The 25,039-nt window shown below is 61.2% G+C and carries 22 protein-coding genes and 1 pseudogene; 17 read left to right on the top strand and 6 right to left on the bottom strand.

Translation table 11 applies throughout. From position 1 onward, the window contains the following. Positions 1-85: 85 nt before the first annotated feature. On the top strand, positions 86-1,180 hold the full coding sequence (locus tag SDENCHOL_RS08195) for an NAD(P)-dependent alcohol dehydrogenase (RefSeq protein WP_154716785.1): 1,095 nt from the start codon (positions 86-88) through the stop codon (positions 1,178-1,180). 215 nt (positions 1,181-1,395) lie between these two features. On the opposite strand, the gene SDENCHOL_RS08200 is transcribed toward SDENCHOL_RS08195, so the two are convergent. Further along, positions 1,396-2,880 carry an esterase/lipase family protein gene (locus SDENCHOL_RS08200; protein ID WP_154716786.1) on the bottom strand — a complete coding sequence of 495 codons (1,485 nt, stop codon included), beginning with the start codon at positions 2,878-2,880 and terminating at the stop codon, positions 1,396-1,398. Positions 2,881-3,130: 250 nt separating this feature from the next. Between SDENCHOL_RS08200 and parC the strand changes: the two genes are divergently transcribed. Then, positions 3,131-5,506 carry a DNA topoisomerase IV subunit A gene (gene parC, locus SDENCHOL_RS08205; RefSeq protein ID WP_154716787.1) on the top strand — a complete coding sequence of 792 codons (2,376 nt, stop codon included), beginning with the start codon at positions 3,131-3,133 and terminating at the stop codon, positions 5,504-5,506. 100 nt (positions 5,507-5,606) lie between these two features. Further along, a complete protein-coding gene (locus SDENCHOL_RS08210; protein ID WP_154716788.1) occupies positions 5,607-5,990 on the top strand; it encodes a hypothetical protein in 384 nt (127 codons plus the stop codon). 62 nt (positions 5,991-6,052) lie between these two features. On the opposite strand, the gene SDENCHOL_RS08215 is transcribed toward SDENCHOL_RS08210, so the two are convergent. Next, complete coding sequence (locus tag SDENCHOL_RS08215; RefSeq protein WP_231912948.1) at positions 6,053-7,516, bottom strand: cyclic nucleotide-binding domain-containing protein; 1,464 nt, start codon at positions 7,514-7,516, stop codon at positions 6,053-6,055. Between the two features lie 315 nt (positions 7,517-7,831). Here SDENCHOL_RS08215 and nosZ point away from each other — a divergent pair, with 315 nt between their 5' ends. The 14 genes and pseudogenes from nosZ (at position 7,832) to SDENCHOL_RS08280 (ending at position 20,331) form a co-directional block, all read left to right on the top strand. Beyond that, positions 7,832-9,808, top strand: a complete 1,977-nt coding sequence (gene nosZ / locus SDENCHOL_RS08220) for a TAT-dependent nitrous-oxide reductase (protein ID WP_154716790.1) — start codon at positions 7,832-7,834, stop codon at positions 9,806-9,808. Between the two features lie 264 nt (positions 9,809-10,072). Further along, positions 10,073-12,709 (top strand): 4Fe-4S binding protein, encoded by a 2,637-nt coding sequence (locus SDENCHOL_RS08225; protein ID WP_172955039.1) that lies wholly within the window; start codon positions 10,073-10,075, stop codon positions 12,707-12,709. A gap of 56 nt (positions 12,710-12,765) precedes the next feature. Beyond that, on the top strand, positions 12,766-13,998 hold the full coding sequence (locus SDENCHOL_RS08230) for a nitrous oxide reductase family maturation protein NosD (protein WP_154716791.1): 1,233 nt from the start codon (positions 12,766-12,768) through the stop codon (positions 13,996-13,998). A gap of 1 nt (position 13,999) precedes the next feature. Next, entirely contained in the window at positions 14,000-14,899 is a 900-nt protein-coding gene (locus tag SDENCHOL_RS08235) for an ABC transporter ATP-binding protein (RefSeq protein ID WP_231912949.1), read from the top strand. A gap of 22 nt (positions 14,900-14,921) precedes the next feature. Further along, entirely contained in the window at positions 14,922-15,755 is an 834-nt protein-coding gene (locus SDENCHOL_RS08240; protein ID WP_231912950.1) for an ABC transporter permease, read from the top strand. Beyond that, positions 15,752-16,282 (top strand): nitrous oxide reductase accessory protein NosL, encoded by a 531-nt coding sequence (locus SDENCHOL_RS08245; protein WP_154716793.1) that lies wholly within the window; start codon positions 15,752-15,754, stop codon positions 16,280-16,282. The genes SDENCHOL_RS08240 and SDENCHOL_RS08245 overlap by 4 nt, the downstream gene beginning before the upstream one ends. A 3-nt stretch (positions 16,283-16,285) precedes the next feature. Next, positions 16,286-16,558, top strand: coding sequence for a hypothetical protein (locus SDENCHOL_RS08250; protein WP_154716794.1), 273 nt, complete (start codon positions 16,286-16,288; stop codon positions 16,556-16,558). Beyond that, positions 16,555-16,908, top strand: a complete 354-nt coding sequence (locus tag SDENCHOL_RS08255; RefSeq protein WP_154716795.1) for a hypothetical protein — start codon at positions 16,555-16,557, stop codon at positions 16,906-16,908. Before SDENCHOL_RS08250 ends, SDENCHOL_RS08255 begins: the two co-directional genes overlap by 4 nt. Before the next feature lie 36 nt (positions 16,909-16,944). After that, complete coding sequence (locus SDENCHOL_RS08260) at positions 16,945-17,505, top strand: nitrous oxide reductase accessory protein NosL (RefSeq protein WP_154716796.1); 561 nt, start codon at positions 16,945-16,947, stop codon at positions 17,503-17,505. 28 nt (positions 17,506-17,533) lie between these two features. Continuing rightward, positions 17,534-18,553, top strand: coding sequence for a TIGR03617 family F420-dependent LLM class oxidoreductase (locus tag SDENCHOL_RS08265; RefSeq protein WP_197706879.1), 1,020 nt, complete (start codon positions 17,534-17,536; stop codon positions 18,551-18,553). 485 nt (positions 18,554-19,038) lie between these two features. Further along, positions 19,039-19,131, top strand: a pseudogene (locus SDENCHOL_RS14475) (hypothetical protein); the annotation flags it as partial. Between the two features lie 107 nt (positions 19,132-19,238). Further along, positions 19,239-19,376, top strand: a complete 138-nt coding sequence (locus SDENCHOL_RS14480) for an excalibur calcium-binding domain-containing protein (RefSeq protein WP_231913027.1) — start codon at positions 19,239-19,241, stop codon at positions 19,374-19,376. Between the two features lie 216 nt (positions 19,377-19,592). Continuing rightward, positions 19,593-19,826 (top strand): hypothetical protein, encoded by a 234-nt coding sequence (locus tag SDENCHOL_RS08275; RefSeq protein WP_154716798.1) that lies wholly within the window; start codon positions 19,593-19,595, stop codon positions 19,824-19,826. 85 nt (positions 19,827-19,911) lie between these two features. Next, a complete protein-coding gene (locus SDENCHOL_RS08280) occupies positions 19,912-20,331 on the top strand; it encodes a PaaI family thioesterase (protein ID WP_154716799.1) in 420 nt (139 codons plus the stop codon). A 52-nt stretch (positions 20,332-20,383) separates the two neighbouring features. Here the strand turns inward: SDENCHOL_RS08280 and SDENCHOL_RS08285 are convergent, their stop codons facing one another. The 4 genes from SDENCHOL_RS08285 to SDENCHOL_RS08300 all read right to left on the bottom strand — a co-directional run bounded on the left by SDENCHOL_RS08285 (position 20,384) and on the right by SDENCHOL_RS08300 (position 24,993). Further along, entirely contained in the window at positions 20,384-20,884 is a 501-nt protein-coding gene (locus tag SDENCHOL_RS08285) for a GNAT family N-acetyltransferase (RefSeq protein ID WP_154716800.1), read from the bottom strand. Next, positions 20,885-21,160, bottom strand: a complete 276-nt coding sequence (locus SDENCHOL_RS08290; RefSeq protein WP_154716801.1) for a DUF1778 domain-containing protein — start codon at positions 21,158-21,160, stop codon at positions 20,885-20,887. A gap of 194 nt (positions 21,161-21,354) precedes the next feature. Further along, positions 21,355-23,952 carry a bifunctional aconitate hydratase 2/2-methylisocitrate dehydratase gene (gene acnB, locus SDENCHOL_RS08295; protein WP_154716802.1) on the bottom strand — a complete coding sequence of 866 codons (2,598 nt, stop codon included), beginning with the start codon at positions 23,950-23,952 and terminating at the stop codon, positions 21,355-21,357. A 42-nt stretch (positions 23,953-23,994) separates the two neighbouring features. After that, positions 23,995-24,993 (bottom strand): HpcH/HpaI aldolase/citrate lyase family protein, encoded by a 999-nt coding sequence (locus SDENCHOL_RS08300; protein ID WP_154716803.1) that lies wholly within the window; start codon positions 24,991-24,993, stop codon positions 23,995-23,997. Between the last annotated feature and the right edge of the window lie 46 nt (positions 24,994-25,039).

The following is a 25,039-nucleotide window of genomic DNA, read 5'->3' on the forward strand; positions in this document are numbered from 1 at the left end:
GGAAAGAGTCATCCGGCGGTGCCGGCCTATGCAGTATGCGGCCTATACTGTGACTTGGTTTCTTTGCGAAAAAGAGGAGAACTTCATGAGCATGATGAAAGCAACGGTTTTCGTGGCGCCCGGCCGTATCGAACTGGTGGACAAGCCGATCCCGGACATTGGCCCCAACGATGCGCTGATCCGCATCACCACCACCACCATTTGCGGTACCGACGTGCACATCCTCAAGGGTGAGTATCCGGTCGTGCCGGGTCTGACCATCGGCCACGAGCCGGTTGGCGTGATCGAGAAACTGGGCAGTGCGGTGCAGGGTTATGTCGAGGGCCAGCGCGTCATCGCCGGGGCGATCTGCCCGAATTTCAACAGCTACGCTGCCCAGGACGGCGCGCCTTCGCAGGACGGCAGCTACCTGATCCTGAGCGGGAAGTGCGGCCACCACGGCTACAAGGCCACCGCCGGCTGGCGCTTCGGCAACCTGATCGACGGCACGCAGGCCGAATACGTGCTGGTGCCCGACGCCCAGGCCAATCTCGCGCCGATTCCCGACGGGCTGACCGACGAGCAGGTGCTGATGTGTCCGGACATCATGTCCACCGGCTTCAAGGGCGCGGAGAACGCCAACATCAAGCTCGGCGACACCGTGGTGGTGTTCGCCCAGGGGCCGATCGGCCTGTGCGCCGCCGCCGGCGCACGTCTGCTGGGTGCGACCACCATCATCGCCGTGGATGGCAACGACCACCGCCTGGGGATCGCCAAGAAGATGGGCGCGGACGTGACGTTGAACTTCCGCAACTGCGACGTAGTGGATGAGGTGATGAAGCTCACCAACGGCCGCGGCGCCGACAGTTCCATCGAGGCGCTGGGCACCCAGCTCACCTGGAGTCAGTCGTTGAAAGTGCTCAAGCCGGGCGGTACGCTGTCCAGCCTGGGCGTGTATTCGGAAGACCTGGCGATCCCGCTGGCCAACTTCGCGGCCGGCCTGGGTGATCATACGATCCGCACCGCGCTGTGCCCCGGCGGCAAGGAGCGCATGCGTCGGCTGATGAACGTGATCGCCGCAAACCGCCTCGATCTGGGCGTATTGGTCACCCACCAGTACAAGCTCGACGACATCGTCGCCGCCTACGAGCTGTTCGCCAATCAGCGCGACGGCGTGCTGAAGATCGCAGTGAAGCCGTAACGGGTCGATGCGCCTTCCTTGGCTCGTCGAGCCATTGACGCCTCGAAGGCGCGGAGATAACGGCGCTTGATCAGCCATCGTCCGCATTGACTGGAGAATGCGGACGATGATCGGCCGTTGACGACGAACTGATCAAGCCACCGACGGCTTCGCAAGCGAACGCACCGGGGATTTTGCGGCGGTCATCGACCGTCGGTCGGCAGGCTTTACAGGTTCTACAGGCTCTGCACTGCGAGTTGGAGATTGCCCTTGAAGCCCTTGTTTGAAGACAAGGGAACGGTATAGCCATCGGCAGTCTTGTTCGCCAGGGTGCCTGTGGCCTCGCTCCATTTTTCGTTCGTATTCAGGTAGCGAACGTTGAACCCTTCTGCGGTGCGGGTGATCCGGATGATGAGCGTGTCACGGAATAGATACTCTCCCTCCACGTGCTGATCGGGCCAGAATTTCTTGTCGATGGTGTAGCCGGTGGAGGAAACGGCCAGTTCCAGCGAGAAGACGAGGGTGTGTCCAACCGTGATTTTGGTCGTGTCCAGAAAAACCGAAAACAGAACGGGGGAGCGGGGGGCGGCGAGATTGGTTTGGTCGGCGCGAAGCAGTTCGTCATAGCTGCGAAGAATTGCGCTGAAGGTATCCCGGCGTCTTTCCGTGAGCCGGAAACTGAACGCGCCGCGTGGCGCAACGGTGGCCTCGAAATAATAGGACGCGCGGATTTCACGCCCTTCATCCTTGGCTTTCTGCACCGATGGCGGCAGTGGCAGCGCTTCGACCGTCAAGCTGCCATCGGCCCGCACGTCGCCAAAAAGAAAACGCACGAGGTTCTGATAGCCTTCTTCCGAATTGACGATGCCATAGTGGCCGCTATGGCTGCGATAGGCAAAGGCGCGCGGGGCATCGGCGACGGTCGCGTTTTCTATTTTGACCAGTCCGTCGCTCATCTCTCCGGCCAGGGCTCTTGAAAGACCTTTTGCAACATCGTAGTCGCGATGATTCGTGCCGACGAAGCAGAAAAATCGCTGCGGATCGAATTTGCCATCGAGTGAATCGACCCGTTCCGGTTTGCCGGACAAACCGAGGAACTCGGCAATCTTCTTGCGATTGAAGTTGTTGATGTCCCACAGTCCCAGAATGCCGGGAACATTGACACCGGCCATGTCAATGCCGTTATGCGGCGTGGCGTACGTGAACACCTTGGCGACCAGGGCGCGGTCCGCTTTGTTGCTGATCTTGTCGTTTTGCAGGAAGCTTCGTACGATCAAGCCTCCCATCGAGTGGGCCACCAGATGTACCTTGAATTGCTTGTGGAGATCCTTGTCGTCGCCGCAGACTTGCTGCTTGACCGTGTGGATCAGGACCTTCAGGCCTGCTGCCGCTTCGGGAATGGATAGCGTCTTCCCGCTGCCGATATCGGTATCGGCGGTTTCATAGTAGCGGTAAATGATGATGCTTTTCGTTGGAAGCCTGTCTTCCAGTTCGCTGCCGTCGGAAAAGCTGTCTCGATAGCCGTACTCTTTCATCAGCCGGATCAGCGGCGATTCGAAGATGTGCCGCTGGACTTTCTTGTCCCAGGATTGCCGTACCTTCGTCGATCCGAGGTTGAAGCCCATGTACGGCGAGGACGTCGTCTCGGCGATTTCGCCCGAGGTCATCGCGTAGCCACGAACATAGATAATGGGAAAAAAGGGGGCAAGCTGAGCTGGCATGATATTTTTTCTCCAAAAAATCAACCGGGATTAGACGTGCCAGCAGCATACTCCAGCAGACTGAAAAATGTATCGTGTCTGGATATCTTGTTGCGGGGTTCTTTGGGGAGATTGTCGTCGCATGGCTCAACGAGGAGACTGGAGGAGATCGGAGGCTATCGGTTTCTTCCCGCTAGACTGCTAGACTTGCAGTCTCCTTTAGGAGGCTGGCCATGCCTCTTTCGCATTGTGCAATCCGACACGAATCACGATGAACGACGATACTCCCGATCTTTTTGACGCTTCAGATGTTTCAGTAACCGCTGCCGCGCCGGCCTCAGGCATTGTGCCGCCAGCGCCTCCAGAACCTCCCGCCGAGCTTCCCGAGGATGCGGCGCCGCTGGATTTGTTTGCCGAGCGCGCCTATCTGGCCTACGCCATGTCGGTGGTCAAGAGCCGCGCCCTGCCGCAGGTCGAGGACGGCCAGAAGCCGGTGCAGCGGCGCATCCTGTATGCGATGAACGAGATGCGCCTGAATGCCGGCGCCAAGCACGTCAAATCGGCGCGGGTCGTCGGCGACGTGCTGGGCAAGCTGCATCCGCACGGCGATTCCTCGGTCTACGACGCCATGGTGCGCATCGCCCAGGACTTCAGCCTGCGCTATCCGCTGGCCGACGGCCAGGGCAACTTCGGCTCGCGCGATGGCGACGGCGCGGCGGCGATGCGCTACACGGAAATTCGTCTGACGCCGATTGCGGAGCTGCTGCTGTCCGAAGTGCATCGCGGCACGGTGGATTTTCGTCCGAATTACGATGGCAGCTTCGAGGAGCCGGCTCTGCTGCCGGCGCGCCTGCCGTTTACGCTGCTTAATGGCGCTTCGGGGATCGCCGTCGGCATGGCGACGGAGATTCCACCGCACAACCTCAACGAAGTCGCCCAGGCGGCCATCCATCTGATTCGCAATCCGCAGTCGTCGGTGGCCGATCTGCTGGCCCATGTCCGGGGGCCGGATTTCCCCGGCGGCGGCCAGATCATCTCGGCCGCATCCGTGATCCAGGATGCCTACGAAAGCGGGCGCGGCAGCCTGCGCCTGCGCGCCCGCTGGCGCGTCGAGGAGATGGCGCGCGGCCAGTGGCGCGTCATCGTCAACGAGCTGCCGCATGGCGTTTCGGTGGCGCAGGTGATGGCGGAAATCGAGTCGCTCTCCAATCCGCAGCCCAGGGCCGGCAGGAAGGAGATCACCCAGGAGCAGAAAAACCTCAAGGCCGCCGTGCTGGCGGTGCTCGACGTGGCGCGCGACGAGTCGAGCGATGCCGAGGCCGTGCGCCTGATCCTCGAACCGCGCTCCTCGCGCATCCAGGTCGCCGATTTCATGGCGGTGCTGCTTGCCAATACTTCGCTGGAGACCTCGGCTTCCATCAACCTGACGATGATCGGCCGTGACGGCAATCCGCAGCAGAAGAATCTGCGCCAGATTCTCGCCGAATGGGTGGATTTCCGTTACGCCACCGTCGAGCGCCGCACGCGCTTCCGCCTCGACGAGGTGGATCGTCGCATCCACATCCTGCAGGGGCGGATGATCGCCTTCCTGCGCATCGAGGAGGTGATCCGCGTGATCCGCGAGTCCGACGCGCCGAAGCAGGATTTGATGGCGAAATTCAGCCTCAGCGAGATTCAGGCCGAAGACATCCTCGAAATTCGCCTGCGCCAGCTTGCCCGTCTCGAGGGCATCAAGATCGAGAAGGAACTCGGTGAGCTGTATCTGGAGCGCAGCACCCTGCAAAACCTGCTCGACAACCGCAGCGCCATGACCCGCGCCATCATCAAGGAAATCGAGGCGGATGCGAAAACCCACGGCGATGCGCGGCGCACGCTGATCGAGGAAGATGCCTCGACGAGCAGCAGTCGCGGCGACCCGAAGACCAGCGTGCCCGACGAGCCGGTAACGGTGATCCTGTCCAGGGCCGGCTGGCTGCGCTCGCGCCAGGGCCACGGGATTGCTGCCGAGAGCATCGGCTACAAGACGGGCGACGAGGGCTTTGCGGTTTTCGAGACGCGTACCACCTGGCCGCTGGTCATCATCGATACCAATGGCCGGGCCTACAGCATTCCCGTGTCGGCGATTCCCGGCGGCAAGGGAGATGGCGTGCCGCTGGCCACCCTGATCGATCTGCAGGATGGCGGCCAGCGCGCCCAGGCCATTTCGGCCTCGCCCGAAGCGCGTTTCCTCTTTGCCAACAGCGCTGGCTACGGCTTCGTCGCCAGCGTTGGCGATCTCGTCAGCCGCGTCAAGGCGGGCAAGGCCTTCATGAGCCTCGATGCGGGTGAAACGCCGCTGCCGCCGGTGCCGGTACCCGCGAGCCATGCCACGCATGTCTGGTCTGCCAGCAGCAGCGGCCGTTTGCTGGTGTTCGATGCGGCGGAAATCAAGACGCTTGCCAAGGGAAGGGGCATCATCCTGCAAAGCCTGGAGAAAGGCAGCACGCTGGCCGCCTGCGGCTACTGCGACGGGCTGAGCCTGACCTTGAATTGCCGTGAGCGCAACAAGATCGCACCGCTGACCTTGCGCGGCGAGGAATTCGCCAAATACCTGGGCCAGCGCGCGCGCAAGGGGACGCAGTTGCCCGGCAAGAAGTTGCCGGTTTGAGATCGCCGTGCCGATGATCGACACGGCCAGTCCGCCGCACTATGATTGGCGCGGTGACGATAACGATAACGATGCGTAGATGCCATGGAATGAAAGGAAAATGATCGTGAAAATCATCGCTTCCGGATCGAGATTGGTGTTTGGCATGTCATTGCTGCTGGCGGTAGCTTCGGCAACTCCGGCATTCGCCCAGGACGTGGCCGAAACTGGCCAGACTGAGGAGTCTGCCTCTGCGGTATCGGCAGCCGTCGCATCGGAGCCCGAAATGGCCGAGGAGGAGGCGCAGCAGGCCGAGGCCAGACGTCGGGCGGCGGCCGAGGTGGCCGCCAAACTTGTCTCTGAAGAACTTGCCGCGCGCAAGCGGGTGCGGGCGTTCGAAGTGAGCGAGAAGGCGCGCCAGCGCGAGGCCCTGGAGCGGCAATGCGTCATCAGGCCCGTCATGTCCGACGAGGAAATCGACAAATGCAAGGCGGTCTGGCGTTAGGCCATTGCCGGAGTTGGGGCGGCACGCTCAAGGACGGCATACGGGGCTGAGTCGCCCCGTGTTCAGGCAGCCTGTTTTTTCTCGTACAGCGCGATTGCGGTATCCATTTTCTTCAGCAGGCGTTCGCTGAAGGTGCACACCGTCGCCGTGAGATGATCCGGGGCGTCGTGTTCCGCGTCGGACAATGCGGAGCGCATGAAGTGCCACTGCCGCATCGCATGATCGATCTGGCTGCGAATCTGCGGATGATCGCGCACTTCCTCGATCAGCAGGGCCAGGCCGGTTTCGAATTCCTGCATGGCGTGGCGCAATTCGTCCTGGCATTTGCTGCTGCTGATGCCGTACGGCTTCCATTCGAGGAACATGTAGAACTTCGCCATGCGCTGCGACAGCAGGCGTCCGCGGCTGGCGAGCGCGAGCAGCCGGTCGTCGTGGGCGTTCGTGCTGTCTTCGAAAGCCAGCATCAGGTGATGCGCGGCCGACAGCACTTTTTCATTCAGGCTGAAGAGTTTCCGGGCATTCTGCGGCGTTGGCGGGCTGTCGAGCAAAACCTTGTAGGATTGCCAGAGCGCCAGCACCGTGCCGTGGGCGGCGCGTACTTCCTTGCTGACGGACAGCCCGGCCAGTTCGCCGAGTTGCTGTTCGAATTCATCGACCGATTGGTTCAGCATGCTGCGCGCCCGCTGCGGCAGGACGTTGCGTCCCAGCATCAACCAGGATTTCGCCATGCGCTGCGAAAGCATGCGCAAGCGGGCGGCCTTGTTGGTCGTGCCTTGCGAAACGCGATGCGGCAGGCGGGCATCACCCGGCAGCACGACATTGCGCAGGGCGTGGGGACGGTTGCAGTCGTGGCTCCAGTCCTGCGCATGGCCGCCGGCGTGGCCGAGGAGGTTGCGGATGATCCGTTCATTCTGCAGCAGGATATGGCGGCCATCGACGACGATCAGGCCGGCATCGAACAACTCGCGCAGGCTGCGCGAGAAAGTTTCCGGCGTCAGACCCAGACGCGCGGCAATGAGCTGCTTGCTGGTGGGCAGCACCAGCCGCGTCTCGCCGCGCGCCCCGCTCAGGCCGCCTGCCTGGAGTATCAGGTAATCGAGGCTGCGCTGACAGCCGTTCAGGGAGCGGCTGGCGAGGACGTCGGTTTCCGTGTCGATCTGGCGCTGCGCCAGATTCGCCAGCAGGCGCAAGGCGAGCGGCTGGCTCGTCCTGACGACTTCACGCAGTGCGCGCGCGTCGATACAGAGCAGCAGGCCGGGTTCGATGGCAACGGCATCGGAAACGCTGGGACGCTCCGCAAGCAACTCCGCTTCGCCGAAGCTTTGTCCGGGAAATACGAGATCGAGCACCTTCTCGCCGCTGCCGGAGGTTACCGTGCGCTTGAGGTGTCCGGCCAGTACGTGATACAGCGCGTCGGGAACGTGGCCGGCGCGCAATAGGGTTTGTGCCTTGCCGAAGCGCATCTTGTGCGAGGCATGCGCCAGCATTTCCAGTTGCTCCGCACTGAGTCCGGAGAACAGTGGCATGCCATTCAGGATTTCTCGAATTTTCATCGAAGCACCTACCTACCCGTAAGCTTGTAGCTTGTTTTGTTCAATATCCATGGCGACAGGCGCACAAACAGCCGGCCGGTCGGCAAGGATATTCCTACAGAGTCGCGCCCTGTAAATTTCGTCGCCCTTGATTTTAGTCAACCTTTTTAATGAGTGTTTGAGCATAATATGCGGCGATTTGTCGCAGGGCGTATTTGTGTCCGATCCGTGTCCGATGAGCTCTTTGGTTGGTCGGGACGGCATGTCAGGTTTGAACGAGGAAAATTACATTCAAGCAAGGAGATCTTAATGACCAGCAATAACAACATCGACACCACCGTCAATGGAAAAGAGCAGGCCGAAGCGGCTGTGCCGCAGGATCCGGGTCGCCGCAAGTTTCTCAACACTGCCGCTCTGACCGGTCTTGCTGGTGCCACGCTGTCGGTCGGTCTGGCATCCTGCAAACAGGAAACGACACCGGCGACCGGCGCTGCTTCCGCTCCCGGCGCTGCCGCCGCAGGCGCTGCGGGCGACATGCGCGTCGAGCGTGCTCCCGGCGAACTCGACGATTATTACGGCCTTTGGTCGGGCGGCCATTCCGGCGAAATGCGCGTCTATGGCATACCGACCGGCCGTGAGTTGAAGCGCATCCCGGTGTTCAATCCGGATCTGCTGACCGGCTGGGGGATTACCAACGAATCGAAGAAAATTCTTGGCACCAAGCCGAATGGCGATCTCAAATACCGCACCGGCGATACGCATCACGTCCATGCTTCCTACAAGAATGGCACCTACGACGGCAAGTATGCCTGGGTGAATGACAAGATCCACAGCCGTCTGGCGCGCGTCCGCCTGGATACCTTCGAGTGCGACAAGATCACAGAACTGCCCAACGTCCAGGGGTTTCATGGCATTTTCCCGGACAAGCGCGACCCGGTCGATCCCAACATCAACTACACCACGCGCGTTTTCTGCGGCGCCGAATTCCACATTCCGCTGCCCAATGACGGCCGCGACCTCGACAATCCGGAAAAGTACGGCGCGCTGTTTACCTGCGTCGATGCCGAAACCATGGAAGTGCGTTGGCAAGTGCGCGTCGATGGCAACATGGACCTGTGCGCCTCGTCCTTCGACGGCAAGCTGGCTGCCTGCAACCAGTACAACACTGAAAACGGCGTGCATTTCGAGGACATGATGTCGGCTGAGAACGACGCCTGCGTGTTCTTCAACATCGCCCGCATCGAACAGGCCGTGAAGGACGGCAAGTTCACCACCTACGGCGACTCCAAGGTGCCGGTAGTCGATGGTACCCAGGCCGGCAATCCCGACCCCAAGACGGCGCTGACCTGCTATGTGCCGGTACCGAAGAATCCGCACGGGGTGAATGCCAGCCCGGATGGCAAGTATTTCATCAGCGCCGGCAAGCTCTCGCCGACGGCGACCGTCATCGAACTCGAAAAGGTTCTCGGCTTTTTCAATGGCGATGTCGCTTCGACCAAGGATTGCGTGGTGGCCGAAGTCGAAATCGGTCTGGGCCCCCTGCATACGGCTTTCGATGGCCGCGGCAATGCCTATACCACCCTCTTCCTCGACAGCCAGATGGTGAAGTGGAACGTCGATGCCGCCATCAAGTATTACAAGGGCGATACCAGCGTCAAGTACGTCGTCGATCGTCTGGATGTGACCTACCAGCCGGGGCATACCAATGCTTCGATGTCGGAAACCATGGAAGCCGACGGCAAGTGGCTGGGTGTGGGCAACAAGTTCTCCAAGGAGCGCTTCCTGCCGGTCGGCCCGCTGCATCCCGAGTGCGAGCAACTGGTCGACATCAGCGGCGAAAAGATGCGCCTGGTTGCCGACCATCCGGTGTGGCCCGAGCCGCATGACTTCATCATCATGCGCCGCGACATCATCAAGGCTCAGCAAGTCTACAACCCGGATGACTTCCCGGCCGGCATCAAGGATGCCAGCGAGTCGCGCGTTGAACGCAACGGCAACAAGGTGACCGTGCATATCGGTTCCCAGGCGCCGATGTTCAGCCTGCGTGAATTCGAAGTCAAACTGGGTGATGAAGTCACCGTCTTCCTCACCAACTTCGACAAGGTGGAAGACCTGACTCACGGCTTTGCGCTGCCCAGGCATGACATCAACTTCATCGTCAACCCGGGCGAAACTCGCTCGGTCACCTTCAAGGCGGACAAGCCGGGTGTCTATTGGTACTACTGCACCCATTTCTGCCACGCATTGCACCTCGAGATGCGCGGCCGGATGATCGTCAGGAAGTAAGTGGAAAGTCCCGCCTGCCGGCAAGATGGATGAGCGTCCATCGCCGCAGGCGAAAGAGCGAAAAAGACAAAAGGGGGCGCAAGCCCCCTTTGTCATATGCCCGTCCGTTGCGCGGCCGAAAACAGGATTTCACTGGCCGATGCGCTGTAGAATTCCGGGTTGTCGCGAATTGATTTGGCGCAAGGTTCGGCATATAAGCAGGCGTTAATATTTGCCGATGCGCAATGGCAGTGCCGTACTGTGTTTTTTGCTGGAAATGTGGAAATGCTCACCATGAAGCCCTCGACCTCCCTGCTGGCTACCGTTCTGGCGGCCTTCATGCTGTTTGTGCTGCCGCTGTCACCGTCGTCGGCCCATGCCGATGCCTACGAGGCGCCGCTGCCGCCGCAGCTCAACAGCGATCCGGACCTGTGCGCCTACGCACCCTGTCGGGAGGTCATCCCGGGAGCCGACAGTTTCTCCCGGCGCCAGGGGCGGCCGGCCTATGTCGAAGCGTACAAGACCGTGAATGGCAAGCAGCAATTGCTCGGCTATGTCTTTCTCTCCACCGACATCGTCGATATTCCGGCCTACTCCGGCAAACCCGTGATTACCCTGATCGGCATGGACAGCAGCGGAAAATTCACGGGTTCCAGGATCCTGCGTCATTCCGAACCCATCCTGCTGCTGGGCATTCCCGAGTCCAGGCTGATTGCCTTTACGGAACAGTACCTGGGCAAGTTCGTCGGCGACAAGGTGGAAATCGGCCGCTCGCACTCCGATCCGGATGCGATCAGCGTCGACGCCATCAGCGGGGCGACGGTGACGGTGATTGCCCAGAACCAGTTGATGATGCGTTCAGGGCAGGAAATCGCCAGGCAGGTGGGCATCATCCAGCCCAAGATTCGTCCCCAGGCCAAGCTGCTGGATCTGGATGAAAAACTCGATTGGGCGCAACTGCTCAAGGAAGGCAGCATCCAGCGCCTGACCGTGAAAACTGCCGATGTCGGCCTGCCGCCGGCCGCCGCGCCTTACATCGACATGTATTTCGGCTATCTCGACATTCCTTCGGTCGGCCGTTCCATCCTTGGCGATGCGGCTTACAACAGTCTGATGTCGCGCCTGAAGCCCGGCGAGCATGCCATCTTCATCATCGCCAATGGCAAGGAATCGTTCAAGGGCTCGGGCTTCGTGCGCGGCGGCATCTACGACCGCATCCAGATCAACCAGGATGGCGACAGCATGACCTTCCGCGATCTGGACTATCTCAATCTTTACGGCATCCAGGCCGCCGGCGCGCCCGCGTATCACGAGTCGGGCATCTTCATCATGCGCAGTCCGAGCTTCTCGGCGGCGTATCCATGGAACCTGGTGTTCATGGGCAACAAGATGGATCCGGATACCGGCGAGCGGACTTTTGCCACCTTCGAGCATGAATACTGGACCAACGCCCGCTATCTGGAAGGCGGCCGGCCCGAATTCAAGCGCCCCGATCCGACCTGGCTCAAGGTATGGAAGGCCAGGCAGGTGGAAATTGCCTTCTTCATCGCCTTGCTGTTGAGCGCGGGCATCGTGTATGCCTTGCGCGACAAGCTGGTGCGCCGCTCCAACCGCAAGAACAAGCTCTGGGTGTCGGTCCCGCGTTACGCCCTGTGGGTGAGCAGTATCGGTTTTTCCGGTTTTTACCTGATGGCCCAGCCCTCGATCACCCAGGTGCTGACCTGGTTCCATTCCATTCTTTTCCAGTGGCAGTGGGGCTTGTTCCTCTCGGATCCCTTCATTTTCCTGTTCTGGATTTTCATCATCGTCACCACCTTCTTCTGGGGCCGGGGCATGTTCTGCGGCTGGCTGTGTCCCTATGGCGCGTTGAGCGAAATTCTCTACAAGGTGGCCAGCGCGGTGGGCCTCAAGCGTTTTCAGTTCAAGTTGCCGCAGGCCGTGCATGACAAGCTGAAGTGGCTGAAATACGGCATTTTCCTCGGGCTGCTGTTCGTCTCCTTCTATTCGATGGGGCTGGCGGAGAAGCTCGCCGAAGTCGAGCCGTTCAAGACCACTTTCCTCGTCGGCGTGTGGAACCGCTCCTGGCCGTTCGTGCTTTACTTCAGCGTGCTCTTCATCCTGGCGATGTTCGTCGAGCGTTTCTTCTGCAAGTATCTGTGTCCGCTCGGCGCCAGCCTGGCGATTCCGTCCACTTTCCGCTGGTGGGGCCTGAAGCGCAAGGATGAATGCGGCCCCTGCAAAGCCTGCGCGGTAGGCTGCGATTCCCTGGCGATCCATGACACGGCTGGCAATATCGATCAGCGCGAGTGCATGCTGTGTCTGGACTGCATGGTGATGTATTACGACGACCACGCCTGCCCGCCGCTGGCCAAGGAACGCAAGGCGCGCGGCAAGGCCGGCCAGCCGCTGACACCCATCGGCGCCGATGGTTACTACATTCCCATCCATGTGGTGAAAACCGCCGGGCAGGCGGGCCAGCCGCCGCTGGAGCGCGGCATCATCGAGGAACAGCCGATGAGTCTGGGCGCCCGCCTGTATTGCGAGATCACCGATCATCTGTTTCCCTGGAGCGGCAAGGTGCGCACGCGCAATGTCTTCTTCAAGGCGCTGATCGCCGGTATCACCGTGCTGATGACCTGGCTGTGGCTGCTGGGCGCGGCGGGCAAGCTGGGGCCGGGCATCATCCTCGGCTGGTGGCTGGCCTGGAGCGTCTATGAAATCATCGAGCGCATGAACTGCAAGCCTTACGTCAAGGAGGGGCCGTGGTGGGGCCGCAAGCTGCGCGAAGCGAGCTGGCCGGACATGATGGCCTATGTCGGGATGAAGAACCTGCTCATCGGCGTGGCGCTGTTCCTGCTGATGAAATGGGTGGGCGTGCTGGAAATCCTCCGCAACATGCCGGAATTGCAGGGCTTCTATTGATGCTGCGCGTTTTCCGTCGGCAGTCTCGCGCCCTTCTGGCACTGGCTGGCGGATGGATGCTGCTGGCCGTCAGCCCGCCGGGGCTGGCCAGGGAGTGGACGGTGGCGCCCGGCCAGTCCATCGCCGCCGCCATTGCGCAAGCGGCGGCGGGGGATACCTTGCTCATCGACCGCGGGCATTACGCGGAAAATCTCCTCATCGACAAGCCGCTCACGCTGCGCGGCATCCAGCGGCCGACGATCGCCGGCGGCCTCGAGGGCGATACCATCCGCATCACTGCGCCGGACGTCACGCTCGACGGCTTGATCGTCACCGATTCCGGCGATGACCGCATCAAACAGAACGCCGGCATCTACATCCAGCCGGGCGCGCATCGCGCCAAGGTGCTCAACTGCGTGCTGGCCTACAACCTGTTCGGGATGTGGATCGAAAAGGCCAACGATGTCGAGGTGCGCGGCAACAACATCACCGGCAAGCGCGATTACGCTTCCATCCTGCGCGGCAACGGCATCCAGCTCTACAACACCACCGGGGCGCGGATCATCGACAACCGGATCAGCTATACCCGCGACGCGCTGTACGTGGATGTCTCGCACCATGCGGTGTTTCGCGGCAATCACCTGCATCATGCGCGCTACGGCACGCATTACATGAATTCCTATTTCAACGTCTGGGAAAACAACGACAGCCATCACAACCGGGGCGGCCTGGCGCTGATGGAAGCGCGTCACCAGACGGTGCGCAACAACCACGCCTGGGCGAATTCGGATCACGGCATCATGTTGCGCACCTTGCAGAATTCCGTCGTCGAAGACAATGTGGTGGCCGGCAACCAGCGCGGTTTCTTCATCTACAACTCGCAGTTCAATAGGGTGCGCCACAACCTGGTGATCGACAACCACGTCGGCGTGCACCTGTGGGCCGGTTCGGTGGATAACAGCGTCGAGGAAAACGATTTCATCGCCAACCGCGTGCAGATCCGCTACGTCTCGAACCGCGATACGCCCTGGGGCGAGAAGCAGGGGAATTACTGGAGCAACTATCTGGGCTGGGACCGCGATGGCGACGGCATCGGCGACATTCCCTACGAAGCCAACGACATGGTTGACCGCCTGTCCTGGCGTTATCCGATGATGAAGCTGCTGCTCAGCAGCCCGTCCCTGCAGAGCCTGCGTCTGATTGCCCGTCAGTTTCCGCTGCTGCGCGCGCCCAGCGTGGTGGACCCGAAACCGCACATGCGGCCTCTGCATGACAACTGGAGAGAATGGCTTGGCAAATACTTTGATTAGTGTGCGCGCAGTCAAAAAGCATTTTGGCGAAGTGCATGCCGTTGATGGCATCGATCTGGACATCGCCAAAGGCGAGATTTTCGGCCTGATCGGCCACAACGGCGCCGGCAAGAGCACCATGTTCAAGATGCTGCTGGGGCTGTTGCCGGCGACCAGCGGCGAGATCCGCATCAACGGCACCGCCGTTGCCGGCCGCGCTTTTCGTGAAGTGCGGCGGCAGATCGGCTACCTGCCGGAGAACGTCGTCTTCTACGACAACCTGACCGGGCTGGAGACGCTGCATTTTTTTGCCGACCTGAAAGGCGTGGCGCGCAGCGCGGCCCAGCCGCTGCTGGAGAAAGTCGGTCTGGCCCACGCCGCGCAACGGCGCGTCCGCGGCTATTCCAAGGGCATGCGGCAACGCCTCGGCTTTGCCCAGGCTTTGCTCGGCCAGCCCGCCTTGCTGTTTCTCGACGAGCCGACGAACGGTCTCGATCCCGAGGGCATCCGCGAGTTCTATCGCATCCTCGAAGAACTGAAGCGCAAGGTGGGTGTGACCATCGTCATCACGTCGCACATCCTGGCCGAAATCCAGGAGCGCGTCGATCGGCTGGCGATCATGAAGCTGGGCAAGCTGCAGGCGCTCGGGACGCTGCACGAATTGCGCGAGCAGAATGGCCTGGCGCTGGATTTCCGGCTGCGTCTGGCAGATCCCGCGCAAGCCTCGGCGGAACTGGATGCGCTGCTGAAACCGCTGGGAGTGAGCCGCCTGCGGGCGCAGGACGAATACCTCAGTTTCGACTGCCCGCGCCAGCACAAGATGGCGGTCGTCGCCGCCTTGGGCCAGTTGCAGGGCAAGGTGCTGGATCTGGAAATCCGCGAGCCTTCGCTGGAAGATCTGTTTCTCGGTTATGCGGGATAAAGAGTAAGGGTAAGGGTGAGCGATGAGTAAATCCATGGAGTTCGGACAGGTCGCGGTCATTGCCGGCAAGGAGTTCTGGGATCGGGTGCGCAACCGCTGGGTGCTGGCGGTGGCCGTGGTGTTTACCGTCCTGGCGCTGGTGATCGCCTATTTCGGCGCGGCCCAGCAGGGCAGCGTCGGCTTTCGCGGCGTGGAAGTCACCATTGCCAGCCTGGTCAGCCTGGTCATTTATCTGGTGCCGCTGATTGCGCTGATCCTGGGCTTCGATGCCATCGTCGGCGAGCGCGAGCGGGGCTCGCTCGATCTGCTGCTGTCGATGCCGCTCACCCGCTTTGAATTGCTGCTGGGCAAGTTTCTCGGCCTGTCCGCCGCGCTGTCGTTTTCCACGCTGGCCGGCTTCGGCGTGGCGGGCGTGGTGCTTGCGACCAGCATGTCGCTGAATGCCCTGTACCACTACTTCGGCTTCATCCTCAGCTCCATCCTGCTCGGCATGTCCTTCCTCAGCCTGGCGGTGACGGTTTCGGTGCTGGCGGCCGATCGCACCAGCGCCAGCGGCATGGCGATCGCCCTGTGGTTCTTCTTCGTCCTGGTCTTCGATCTGATCCTGCTGGGTCTGCTGGTGGCAACCGGCGGCGACATGGGCAGCCTGGCGAGCAATTTATTTCCCTACCTGCTGCTGCTCAATCCGGCGGACGTCTTTCGCATCCTCAACGTCTTCACCCTGGACGAGGTGCGCACGCTGTACGGGCTGGCAACCGTGATGCCGGCCCATCTGTCCAACCCCTGGCTACTCGGCGGCATGATGCTGCTGTGGATCGTCGCCCCATTGTCCTTTGCTGCCTGGAGATTCAAATGAACCTGATGACCGTCCGGCCACCCTTGCGCCGCCTGACCCTGCTCGCCTTGCTGCTGACCGTCCTGGCCGGTTGCGGCGCCGTCGAAGAGGGCGTGCCCCTGCCGCTGGAAATCGATGCCGGTACTTCCTGCACGCTGGATGGCATGCTGCTGGCCGACTTCCCCGGCCCCAAGGCGCAGATCCATTATTCCCAGGGGCCGGCGGACTTCTTCTGCGATACCGTGGAAATGTTTTCCATCTACCTGCGTCCCGAGCAGCAGAAGCGCATCCGTGCGCTGTACGTGCAGGACATGGGCAAGGCCGACTGGAGTGCGCCGCAAGGCCACTGGATCGATGCGCGCAGCGCCTTCTTCGTCGCCGACAGCCAGCAGCGCGGCTCGATGGGCAAGACCCTGGCTTCCTTCGCCAGCCAGGCCGATGCCCAGGACTTCATGGCAAAGCACGGCGGCAAGCTGTATCGCTTCGCCGACATCACGCCCGAGATGGTCGCCCTCGATGGTGGCGCCCTGCATGACCAGACGATGTGAGCCATGGCCGATTTCTTCCACGACTTTGATGCCGAAGACGCAACCCGGATGGAGGAGCTGGCACGCCTCATTCACGAATTCCGCGTCAGCATCGATGGCTTGCGGCAGCAATACGCCGTTGCCACGGCCGCCGAACTGCTGGCGAAGATCAAGGCGGGGAGCGTGGCCGAACATCCGGCCTACGAACACTATCTGTCACTGACCATCCTCGATGAGATGCGCGAAACCGTGCGCGCCGAAATGAGGGATTTCCTGCCCAGGGTGAAACGTCTATGAGCCTGCATCTGGAACTCAAGGAACGGCTCGAACAAGCCTATGCGGCGCGACTGCCGGAAGGCGTGGCGCTGCACCAGGATGCCTTGCTGATGAACTTCGACACGGGCCTGGCGCTGGAGGCGCGTTTCGCCTCGGCCGAGGAATACACCATCAACTGGCTGTGGGGCGATGCCCGGCTGCGCATCGACACCGCGCCCCTGCATCCCGAACTGGCGACTTGCCCGAACCATTTCCACGATGTCGACGAGCAGGTGCGTCCCGATCCACTGACCCGGCCGGGCGCCAGCCCCTGGGAGAATCTCGGCAAAGTCATCGATGCGCTGCTGGTCGATCCTCTGCTGCAATCCTGAAAACGCCGCTTACTGCCGAATGGAGTGTCCTTGCCCATGAACAAGCCGATGCAATCCCTGCGCCGTTGCGCTTTACACGGGCTGGTGGCCATCAGCCTGGCCCTTGCCTTGCCGGCGCTTACGCCTGCCGCCGCGGCCGAGGAAGTCGCCGCCCAGGCGGTCGGCAAGGAAATGCGTTGCCCGGTCTGTGGCATGTATCCCGCCCGCTATCCCAAGTGGATGACGCAGGTGATCTTCAAGGACGGCACCATGCGCGCCACCGATTCGCCGCTCGACCTGTTCCGCTTTCTGCACGACATGGCGAAATATGATCGCAAGCACGTGCGTGAAGATATCGCCGTGATTTATCTGAGCGACTACCTCAAAGGCGGCTGGGTCGATGCGAAGCGCGCATATTTCGTTGCCGGCTCCTCGGCGCGGGGGCCGATGAACAATGCCGATCTGCCGGCGTTCAATGGCCGCGAGGCGGCAGAGAAATTCGCCGGCGAGCAGGGCGGCAAGGTGCTGGGTTTCGAGCAGATCACTGCCGAACTCGTCGCCAACCTTGGTCATGATGATCATGGCGATCACGGCCATCATGACCATCATGGTCACTGACTGAAACCGGGCAGCTCGCGTCCTCATCATGAAGATATACACTACCGCGCCACTCGAAGATCCGCGTGCCGCGCGCAGGATCTACAAGGAACTGGAAGACATCGGGTACGACGGCGGTTTCTCCTTCGAGGCCAAGCACGACCCCTTCCTTGCGCTGGCGGTGGCCGCCGAGCACACCACCACGCTGCGTCTGGGCACGGCGATCGCCATCGCCTTCGCGCGCAATCCGATGAATCTTGCCAACCTCGGCTACGACATGCAGTCGATCAGCGCCGGGCGCTTCGTGCTGGGTCTGGGCTCGCAGGTCAGGCCGCATATCGAGAAACGCTTCAGCAGCGTCTGGTCGCATCCGGCCGAGCGCATGCGCGAGATCGTGCTGGCGATCAAGGCCATCTGGGATTGCTGGGAGGGCAGGGCGCCGCTCGATTTCGAAGGCCGCTTCTACCGGCACACCCTGATGATTCCGGCTTTCAACCCCGGCCCGAATCCCTATGGCCCGCCGCCGATATTCACCGGCGGCTTCGGGCCGAAGATGACGGCGGTGGCCGGTGAAGTCTCCGATGGCTTCATCGCCCATCCCTTCAACACCCGCCGCTCGCTGCTGCAGAACACCCTGCCGGCCCTGCAGGACGGCCTGGCGAAATCGGGACGCCGGCGCACGGACATCGAAGTGATGTGCGCCACTTTGGTAGTCACCGCCGATACCGAGGAAGCGCTCGCCGCATCGAAACTGGCCGCGCGCAAGCAACTGGCTTTCTACGGCTCAACCCCAGCCTACCTGCCGACCCTGGCCGCCCATGGCTGGGAGACGCTGCATAACGAGCTCAACCGGCTTTCCAAGGCCGGACGCTGGGACGACATGACCGCGCTGATCGGCGACGACATACTCAACGAAATCGCCGTGGTCGGCGAACGCCACGAAATCCCCAGCAAACTCAAAACCCGCCTGGAAGGCATCGCCGACAGCGTCAGCCTCACCCACAACCGCAGCCCCGACCCCAGCCACTGGGCCGACGTGGTGCGGGCGATGAAGGCGGGAGAGAAGTAGGTAAATCAGCGAAGCGCTGGTTCACCCCGTTATCACCAGGTTCGCAGGGCCGCGGTGATCCGGTGTTCGTTGATTCGTTCGTCGATTCCACAGGTGGTATGGTTTGCCATCAGAGATTGTTATTTTATTTTCTCCTGGCATAAAAGCTCATCCAGTAGTGACATTTGTCATGAAGTGGGATGAAATAGCGTACCCATTGCGTATACTTCGCTTCGATTCGTATGTTGTAATACTTTAGTCAAAACTGACTTTGCAGTGTTGCAGGCTGTGTCAAGGTGTATCAGGTTCAGATGTGCTTAGTCATTAGGTATCACAATGAACCGCATTTCGGCAGTATCGTAAAAAAGTTAAACGCTGCTCCTTTAGACCAGGCATTGTTAGAAACCCCATTTTGGTACTTCGGTACCGTTACTGTGCTCAATTTGCACGGCCAACTTGGGATGGGTAAGTCCATTTCATTTATTAGGGCGCAGGGGGGGGGCTATATGCGACCGGTTTTCATTATTTTGATTCCGCTTCTTGTATTGCCTTTTCATGCGACGGCGCATAGTGGCGGCCTAGATAAGAGTGGCTGTCATACCAACCGTAAGACCGGTGACTACCATTGCCATCGCGGCTCTCCCGCCCCTCAACGTAACTTCCATGCTCCGGAGAGTCATCTGTTAACTTCCAGTCCCACACGCAGATCAGGCGTTTTGCCAATTGCACAGAGGCGCGTGCTGCCGGTGCTGCACCTGTTCGGAGCGGCGACCCCGGTTATGGCCCACACCTTGATCGTGACAATGATGGAGTTGGGTGTGAACCATATCGCGGACGTAGGTAGATTGCCTCCCTAACAATTTCTTTTAGCCATCACCGCCGCTTTGAGGCGCGGCTTAACTCAGGTGTTGGGCGTCACTATCAATCAACCGTGGTTAAGTACCTATCTAACATTTTTCTTCTCGTTGCTGTAGCCGCGTTGGCTGTGGCGCTCTCATTTTGGGCGAGCTTCGTTACTTCCAAGTGGCACTGGTTTGGGCGGTCAGGGGCTATCGTTACAATGGCTGGCGTCATTCTCAGTGTTCGGCCTTTGATCCGCCTGGGTTTTTCAGAATGGTTCCGGTCATTGAGCGTTATCGACGGTGGGTACATTGAACCTACCCCGAAAGAAATTGAAGCCGAACGGCAATCGAAGCTCGATGCCACAGCATCTCACATTGGCGTCTACATGGCCTTAATTGGAACCCTGGTCTGGGCCTACGGCGACCTCATCGGAGGGTTGTCGTCGCAGTGACGCCCAACCCTGCGGTCGAGCTGCTTCAAGCATAAAGCTGCCGAGGCAGATCACCTTGAATGCTAGCTTCCCAAGAAGGAAAACCATGTTCACTCCAGACCACCTTAACAAGTATGGAACCGAGAACTTGCCTGGTTACCTGGGTATCGTCATCACACATGTTGGCCTGTCGGAAGTCAGGGCTGAACTGCTCGTGAAGCCGCACCTCATGGCGCCAAACGGGTTCCTGCATGCGGGGAGTGTCGTTACGCTTGCCGATACATCAGCGGGTTATGGCTGTATCGCCAACCTCCCAGCGGGTGCAACGGGGTTCACCACGATCGAGCTCAAGTCCAACCATCTGGGCACAGCCAGGGAAGGAACGGTCGAATGTACTGCTACGGCGGTGCATCTCGGCAAGACAACCCAGGTTTGGGATGCCACGGTTACTCACAGGGAGTCGGGAAAGACGATTGCGTTGTTTCGGTGTACCCAAATGATCATCTATGCAAGGTCGGGTGCTTGACGATTCATTCAAGCCGATGTCGCTTCGCGGTGTGGCAGGCGTTGGCTACGATTCAAAGCAAGCTCGCAAAGTGTGACCGCGGCAGCATCCAACGACCAGGCTGGCCGGGAAGTTCGATGAAGCCCAAGTGTTGGTAGAACGCAGCCGCTTGGAGAGACTTGGCGTCCGCTACGATGGCGGCTACCGCCAGCGTTTTACTGGCGGCAACAACGCGCTTGCAGGCATCCGCCAGCAGAATTGAGCCGATTCCCTGGCCATGGAACTGCCGCTGCACTGCCAAGCGGCCAAGCAGTGCCACTGGTACCGGATAGCGCGGCAGTTTTTTGCGCCATTTCTCGGGCAATGTTTCTGCTGCGATGCTGGCGGCACTGAGCGTGTAGAAACCGATCACCACCTGGGGTTGTTTGGCCGGACTGGCTACAAAAGCCCGCGCTACGCCACGCTTGATGTCTTGGCTTGCATAGCGTTTCAGGTATTCATTGAGCGCTTGTTCTCCACAATCGAAATCCGCCGTCTGCGCGTTACCGTCAAACGCACGAATGGAGTAGGCCATTTATTGCGCGTACTTGGCGTGGCGGGCGAACGCGCGCTGCAATGCCGGGTTGGCTTGGGCCGGTGCATCCAGCGCGTGCAGGAATGCGGCGAAGTCGTCGTGAGACAGGGTAATGGCTTCGTGCGCCTGTACGACCGACTGAGCCTGCTCCACGGCATTTCTGAGCACGAATTCGGATACGCTCATATGGGCATACGCCGCCGCTTTGTCGAGCAAGCGGCGAATCTCCTGGTCGCAGCGGATGTGTAGCCGGACATCTTTGGCAAGGCTGGTCATGATGGACTCCTGATGGCAACTTGGCTTGATTGTGCGCCATTTGTACGCACAAAGTCAAATCAGGTAGTAAGCAGCCTTCTACGTTTCCAAGTCGGCAAATATTGAAAAAGCCCAACCGAATAAACGGTTGGGCTTTTTGATGAGGCTGGCAACAAACAGTAGCAACAAGCAGCTTCGTGCTCGGCCCCCGGTCTTCAGACCTGGATGGTGTCGGCCACGTCGCGGAAGTCTTCGATCTGGTCGAAGTTCATATAACGATAGATGTCATCCGCATGCTGGTTGATGACGCCGATGTTCGCCAGGTATTCCTCGCGCGTCGGAATCTTGCCGAGCATGGCGCAGACGGCGGCGAGTTCGGCGGAGCCGAGGTAGACGCGGGTGTCGATGCCCAGGCGGTTCGGGAAGTTGCGCGTCGAGGTCGACATCGCCGTGCTGCCCTTGCGGATTTGCGCCTGGTTGCCCATGCACAGCGAGCAGCCGGGCATTTCCATGCGCGCGCCGGTGCGGCCGAGCACGCCGTAGTGGCCTTCTTCGGTGAGCACCTGCGCGTCCATCTTGGTTGGCGGCGCGATCCACAGGCGCGTGGGCAGGTCGGTCTTGCCTTCGAGCAGCTTGCTGGCGGCGCGGAAGTGGCCGATGTTGGTCATGCAGCTGCCGATGAAGACTTCGTCGATCTTGTCGCCGGCGACTTCGGAGAGCGGCTTGACGTCGTCCGGGTCGTTCGGACAGGCGACGATCGGTTCCTTGACGTCCGCGAGGTCGATCTCGATGACCGCCGCGTACTCGGCGTCGGCGTCGGCCTTCAGCAGTTCGGGCTTGGCGATCCAGGCTTCCATGGCCTTGATGCGGCGCTCCAGCGAGCGCTGGTCCTGGTAGCCGTTGGCGATCATCCACTTCATCAGGGTGATGTTGGAGGTCATGTACTCGATGATCGGTTCCTTGTCCAGATGCACGGTGCAACCGGCGGCGGAGCGCTCGGCCGAGGCGTCGGAGAGCTCGAAAGCCTGTTCCACCTTGAGCTTGGGCAGGCCTTCGATTTCCAGGATGCGGCCGGAGAAGATGTTCTTCTTGCCCTGTTTTTCCACGGTCAGCATGCCCTGGCGGATGGCGTAGAGCGGGATGGCATTGACCAGGTCGCGCAGGGTGACGCCGGGCTGCAGTTCGCCCTTGAAGCGCACCAGCACGGATTCGGGCATGTCCAGCGGCATCACGCCGGTGGCGGCGGCGAAGGCGACGAGGCCGGAACCAGCCGGGAAGGAGATGCCGATGGGGAAACGCGTATGCGAGTCGCCGCCGGTGCCGACGGTATCCGGCAGCAGCAGGCGGTTGAGCCAGGAGTGGATGACGCCATCGCCCGGACGCAGGGCCACGCCGCCGCGCGTGCTGATGAATTGCGGCAGCTCATGGTGCATCTTGACGTCGACGGGCTTCGGGTAGGCCGCGGTGTGGCAGAAGGACTGCATCACCATGTCGGCGGAGAAGCCGAGGCAGGCGAGATCCTTGAGTTCGTCGCGGGTCATCGGGCCGGTGGTGTCCTGTGAGCCCACGGTCGTCATCCTGGGTTCGCAGTAGGTGCCCGGGCGGATGCCTTGCTGCCGGCCATTCGCCTCGGGCAGGCCGCAGGCGCGGCCAACCATTTTCTGCGCCAGGGTGTAGCCCTTGCCGGAGTCCGCCGGGCTCTGCGGTAGACGGAACAGGGTGGAGGGCGGCAGACCCAGTGCTTCGCGCGCCTTGCCCGTCAGGCCGCGGCCGATGATCAGCGGAATGCGGCCGCCGGCGCGGACTTCGTCGAAGATGACGTCCGACTTGACCTTGAATTCGGCGATGACGGCGCCGTTCTTCAGCGCCTTGCCTTCGTAGGGGCGCAGTTCGATGACATCGCCCATGTCCATCTGCGAGACATTCAGCTCGATCGGCAGGGCGCCGGCATCTTCCATGGTGTTGTAGAAGATCGGGGCGATCTTGCTGCCCAGGCAGACGCCGCCGAAGCGCTTGTTCGGCACATAGGGGATGTCCTCGCCGGTGAACCACAGCACCGAGTTGGTGGCGGACTTGCGCGAGGAGCCGGTGCCAACCACGTCGCCGACGTAGGCGATCAGATTGCCCTTGGCCTTCAGGCCGTCGAGCTGTTTGATCGGGCCGATCTTGCCCGGCTCGTCGGCTTCGATGCCGGGGCGCGGATTTTTCAGCATGGCCAGCGCGTGCAGCGGGATGTCCGGACGGCTCCAGGCATCGGGCGCGGGGGAGAGGTCATCGGTATTGGTTTCGCCGCTGACCTTGAAGACGGTCAGCGTCATGCTCTGCGGCACTTCCGGGCGCGAGGTGAACCACTCGGCATCGGCCCAGGATTGCAGGACGCGCTTGGCATTGGCGCTGCCGGCATCGGCTTTTTCCTTGATGTCGTGGAAGGCATCGAAGACCAGCAGGGTGGTGGCCAATCCCTGGGCGGCGACGCTGCCCAAGACGGTATCGTCGAGCAGGTCGATGAGCGGCCTGACGTTATAGCCGCCGAGCATGGTGCCGAATAGTTCGGTGGCTTTTGCAGGGCTGATAAGCGGGCATTTTTCCGTGCCGAAGGCCAGCGCGGCGAGGTAGGAAGCCTTGACCTTGGCGGCAGCATCGACACCGGCCGGCACGCGATGGGTGATCAGGTCGAGCAGGCTGTCTTCTTCGCCCTTGGGCGGATTCTTCAGCAGTTCGATGAGATCGGCGGTTTGCTGGGCGGAAAGGGGCAGCGGCGGGATACCCAGGGCGGCGCGTTCGGCGACGTGTTGGCGGTAGGCTGTGAGCATGGTGACTTCCTTTGTCTGCAGGGACGTTTGGGGTGCTTGGGATTAAAAGAAACGCTGTTGCGCATCGGCTGGCAAGGACATGCCGGTGGCCAGCGCGCGACTGAGCAATTCCCAGTAATAGCGGAACGAGGCGCGGTCGTGCAGCTTGCCGGCGTGCTGGATCGGTCCCCAGTCGGCATCCTGCGCGGCGGCCAGGATTTCGGCGGCTTCGCTGACTTCGGCGAAGTCGGGGCGCATGGCGTCGACGATGGGCTGGATCTGGTTGGGATGGATGCTCCACATGCGCAGATAGCCGAATTCCTCGCGCGCGCGGCGGGCATCCTCGCGTACCACGGCGGGATCGCGGATTTCGACGCTGACGTTGTGCGCCGGCATGATGCCGTTGCCGAGCGCGGCGGCGGCGATTTCGCATTTGGCGCGTACCACCAGCGGGTGCTGGAACTGCCCCGGCGTGCGCATGGCGCTGGCGGGAATCGCGCCGTGGTGGGCGGAGACGAAATCCATCAGGCCGAAGTCGAGCGAATCGACGAAGGGCAGGGCGGCGATCTGCCAGGCTTCGCGCAGCGCGCCGGGGGTTTCGATCAGCACGTGCAGCGGGATCCGCTGCGTATGGCCGCGTTTGCGCTGCACGGCGGTGACGATGGCGTATTGGGCCAGCACATCGTCGATGCCGCGCACCTTGGGCAGTACGATGTAGGCGATGCGTTCGCCGGCGGTACCGACGATGATTTCCAGGTCGTCTCGCCAGTGCGGATGGGTGACGTCATGGATGCGCGCGCCGACCCGGCCGTAGCGGTTGGCCTCGCTCATGATGCGCGCGGCCACCATGGCGGCGTGCTCGCCTTCGCGGCCGGCCGGCGCGCCGTCCTCGCAATCGCAGGTGATGTCGAAGATCGGCCCGAGTTCGGTTTGCAGGGCCAGCGCCTTGTCGATCAGTTTTTCGCTGCCGGCGTAGTGTTCGCAGGCGTTCAGGGCGGGAAAAGGCCGCGCCGGGTCGCTACCCGAGTACAGCACGTCGGCGGGATGGAGGCGAGTGTTCATGAGGGAATGATCAAGCCATGCCTGTTGTTGGCGATTGTTGAAACGG

The organism is Sterolibacterium denitrificans (genome assembly GCF_900174485.1).
Lineage (GTDB): Bacteria > Pseudomonadota > Gammaproteobacteria > Burkholderiales > Rhodocyclaceae > Sterolibacterium > Sterolibacterium denitrificans.

Excerpts from the sequence above, each read along its gene's own strand:
- SDENCHOL_RS08260 (WP_154716796.1), top strand. The coding sequence starts at position 16,945 with ATGAACAAGCCGATGCAATCCCTGCGCCGTTGCGCTTTACACGGGCTG.
- SDENCHOL_RS08250 (WP_154716794.1), top strand. The coding sequence starts at position 16,286 with ATGGCCGATTTCTTCCACGACTTTGATGCCGAAGACGCAACCCGGATG.
- nosZ (WP_154716790.1), top strand. The coding sequence starts at position 7,832 with ATGACCAGCAATAACAACATCGACACCACCGTCAATGGAAAAGAGCAG.
- SDENCHOL_RS08245 (WP_154716793.1), top strand. The coding sequence starts at position 15,752 with ATGAACCTGATGACCGTCCGGCCACCCTTGCGCCGCCTGACCCTGCTC.
- SDENCHOL_RS08195 (WP_154716785.1), top strand. The coding sequence starts at position 86 with ATGAGCATGATGAAAGCAACGGTTTTCGTGGCGCCCGGCCGTATCGAA.
- parC (WP_154716787.1), top strand. The coding sequence starts at position 3,131 with ATGAACGACGATACTCCCGATCTTTTTGACGCTTCAGATGTTTCAGTA.
- SDENCHOL_RS08200 (WP_154716786.1), bottom strand. The coding sequence starts at position 2,880 with ATGCCAGCTCAGCTTGCCCCCTTTTTTCCCATTATCTATGTTCGTGGC.
- SDENCHOL_RS08285 (WP_154716800.1), bottom strand. The coding sequence starts at position 20,884 with ATGGCCTACTCCATTCGTGCGTTTGACGGTAACGCGCAGACGGCGGAT.
- SDENCHOL_RS08280 (WP_154716799.1), top strand. The coding sequence starts at position 19,912 with ATGTTCACTCCAGACCACCTTAACAAGTATGGAACCGAGAACTTGCCT.
- SDENCHOL_RS08215 (WP_231912948.1), bottom strand. The coding sequence starts at position 7,516 with ATGCCACTGTTCTCCGGACTCAGTGCGGAGCAACTGGAAATGCTGGCG.
- SDENCHOL_RS08275 (WP_154716798.1), top strand. The coding sequence starts at position 19,593 with ATGGCTGGCGTCATTCTCAGTGTTCGGCCTTTGATCCGCCTGGGTTTT.
- SDENCHOL_RS08300 (WP_154716803.1), bottom strand. The coding sequence starts at position 24,993 with ATGAACACTCGCCTCCATCCCGCCGACGTGCTGTACTCGGGTAGCGAC.
- SDENCHOL_RS08265 (WP_197706879.1), top strand. The coding sequence starts at position 17,534 with ATGAAGATATACACTACCGCGCCACTCGAAGATCCGCGTGCCGCGCGC.
- SDENCHOL_RS08230 (WP_154716791.1), top strand. The coding sequence starts at position 12,766 with ATGCTGCTGGCCGTCAGCCCGCCGGGGCTGGCCAGGGAGTGGACGGTG.
- acnB (WP_154716802.1), bottom strand. The coding sequence starts at position 23,952 with ATGCTCACAGCCTACCGCCAACACGTCGCCGAACGCGCCGCCCTGGGT.
- SDENCHOL_RS08210 (WP_154716788.1), top strand. The coding sequence starts at position 5,607 with ATGATCGTGAAAATCATCGCTTCCGGATCGAGATTGGTGTTTGGCATG.
- SDENCHOL_RS08240 (WP_231912950.1), top strand. The coding sequence starts at position 14,922 with ATGAGTAAATCCATGGAGTTCGGACAGGTCGCGGTCATTGCCGGCAAG.
- SDENCHOL_RS08290 (WP_154716801.1), bottom strand. The coding sequence starts at position 21,160 with ATGACCAGCCTTGCCAAAGATGTCCGGCTACACATCCGCTGCGACCAG.
- SDENCHOL_RS08255 (WP_154716795.1), top strand. The coding sequence starts at position 16,555 with ATGAGCCTGCATCTGGAACTCAAGGAACGGCTCGAACAAGCCTATGCG.
- SDENCHOL_RS08225 (WP_172955039.1), top strand. The coding sequence starts at position 10,073 with ATGCTCACCATGAAGCCCTCGACCTCCCTGCTGGCTACCGTTCTGGCG.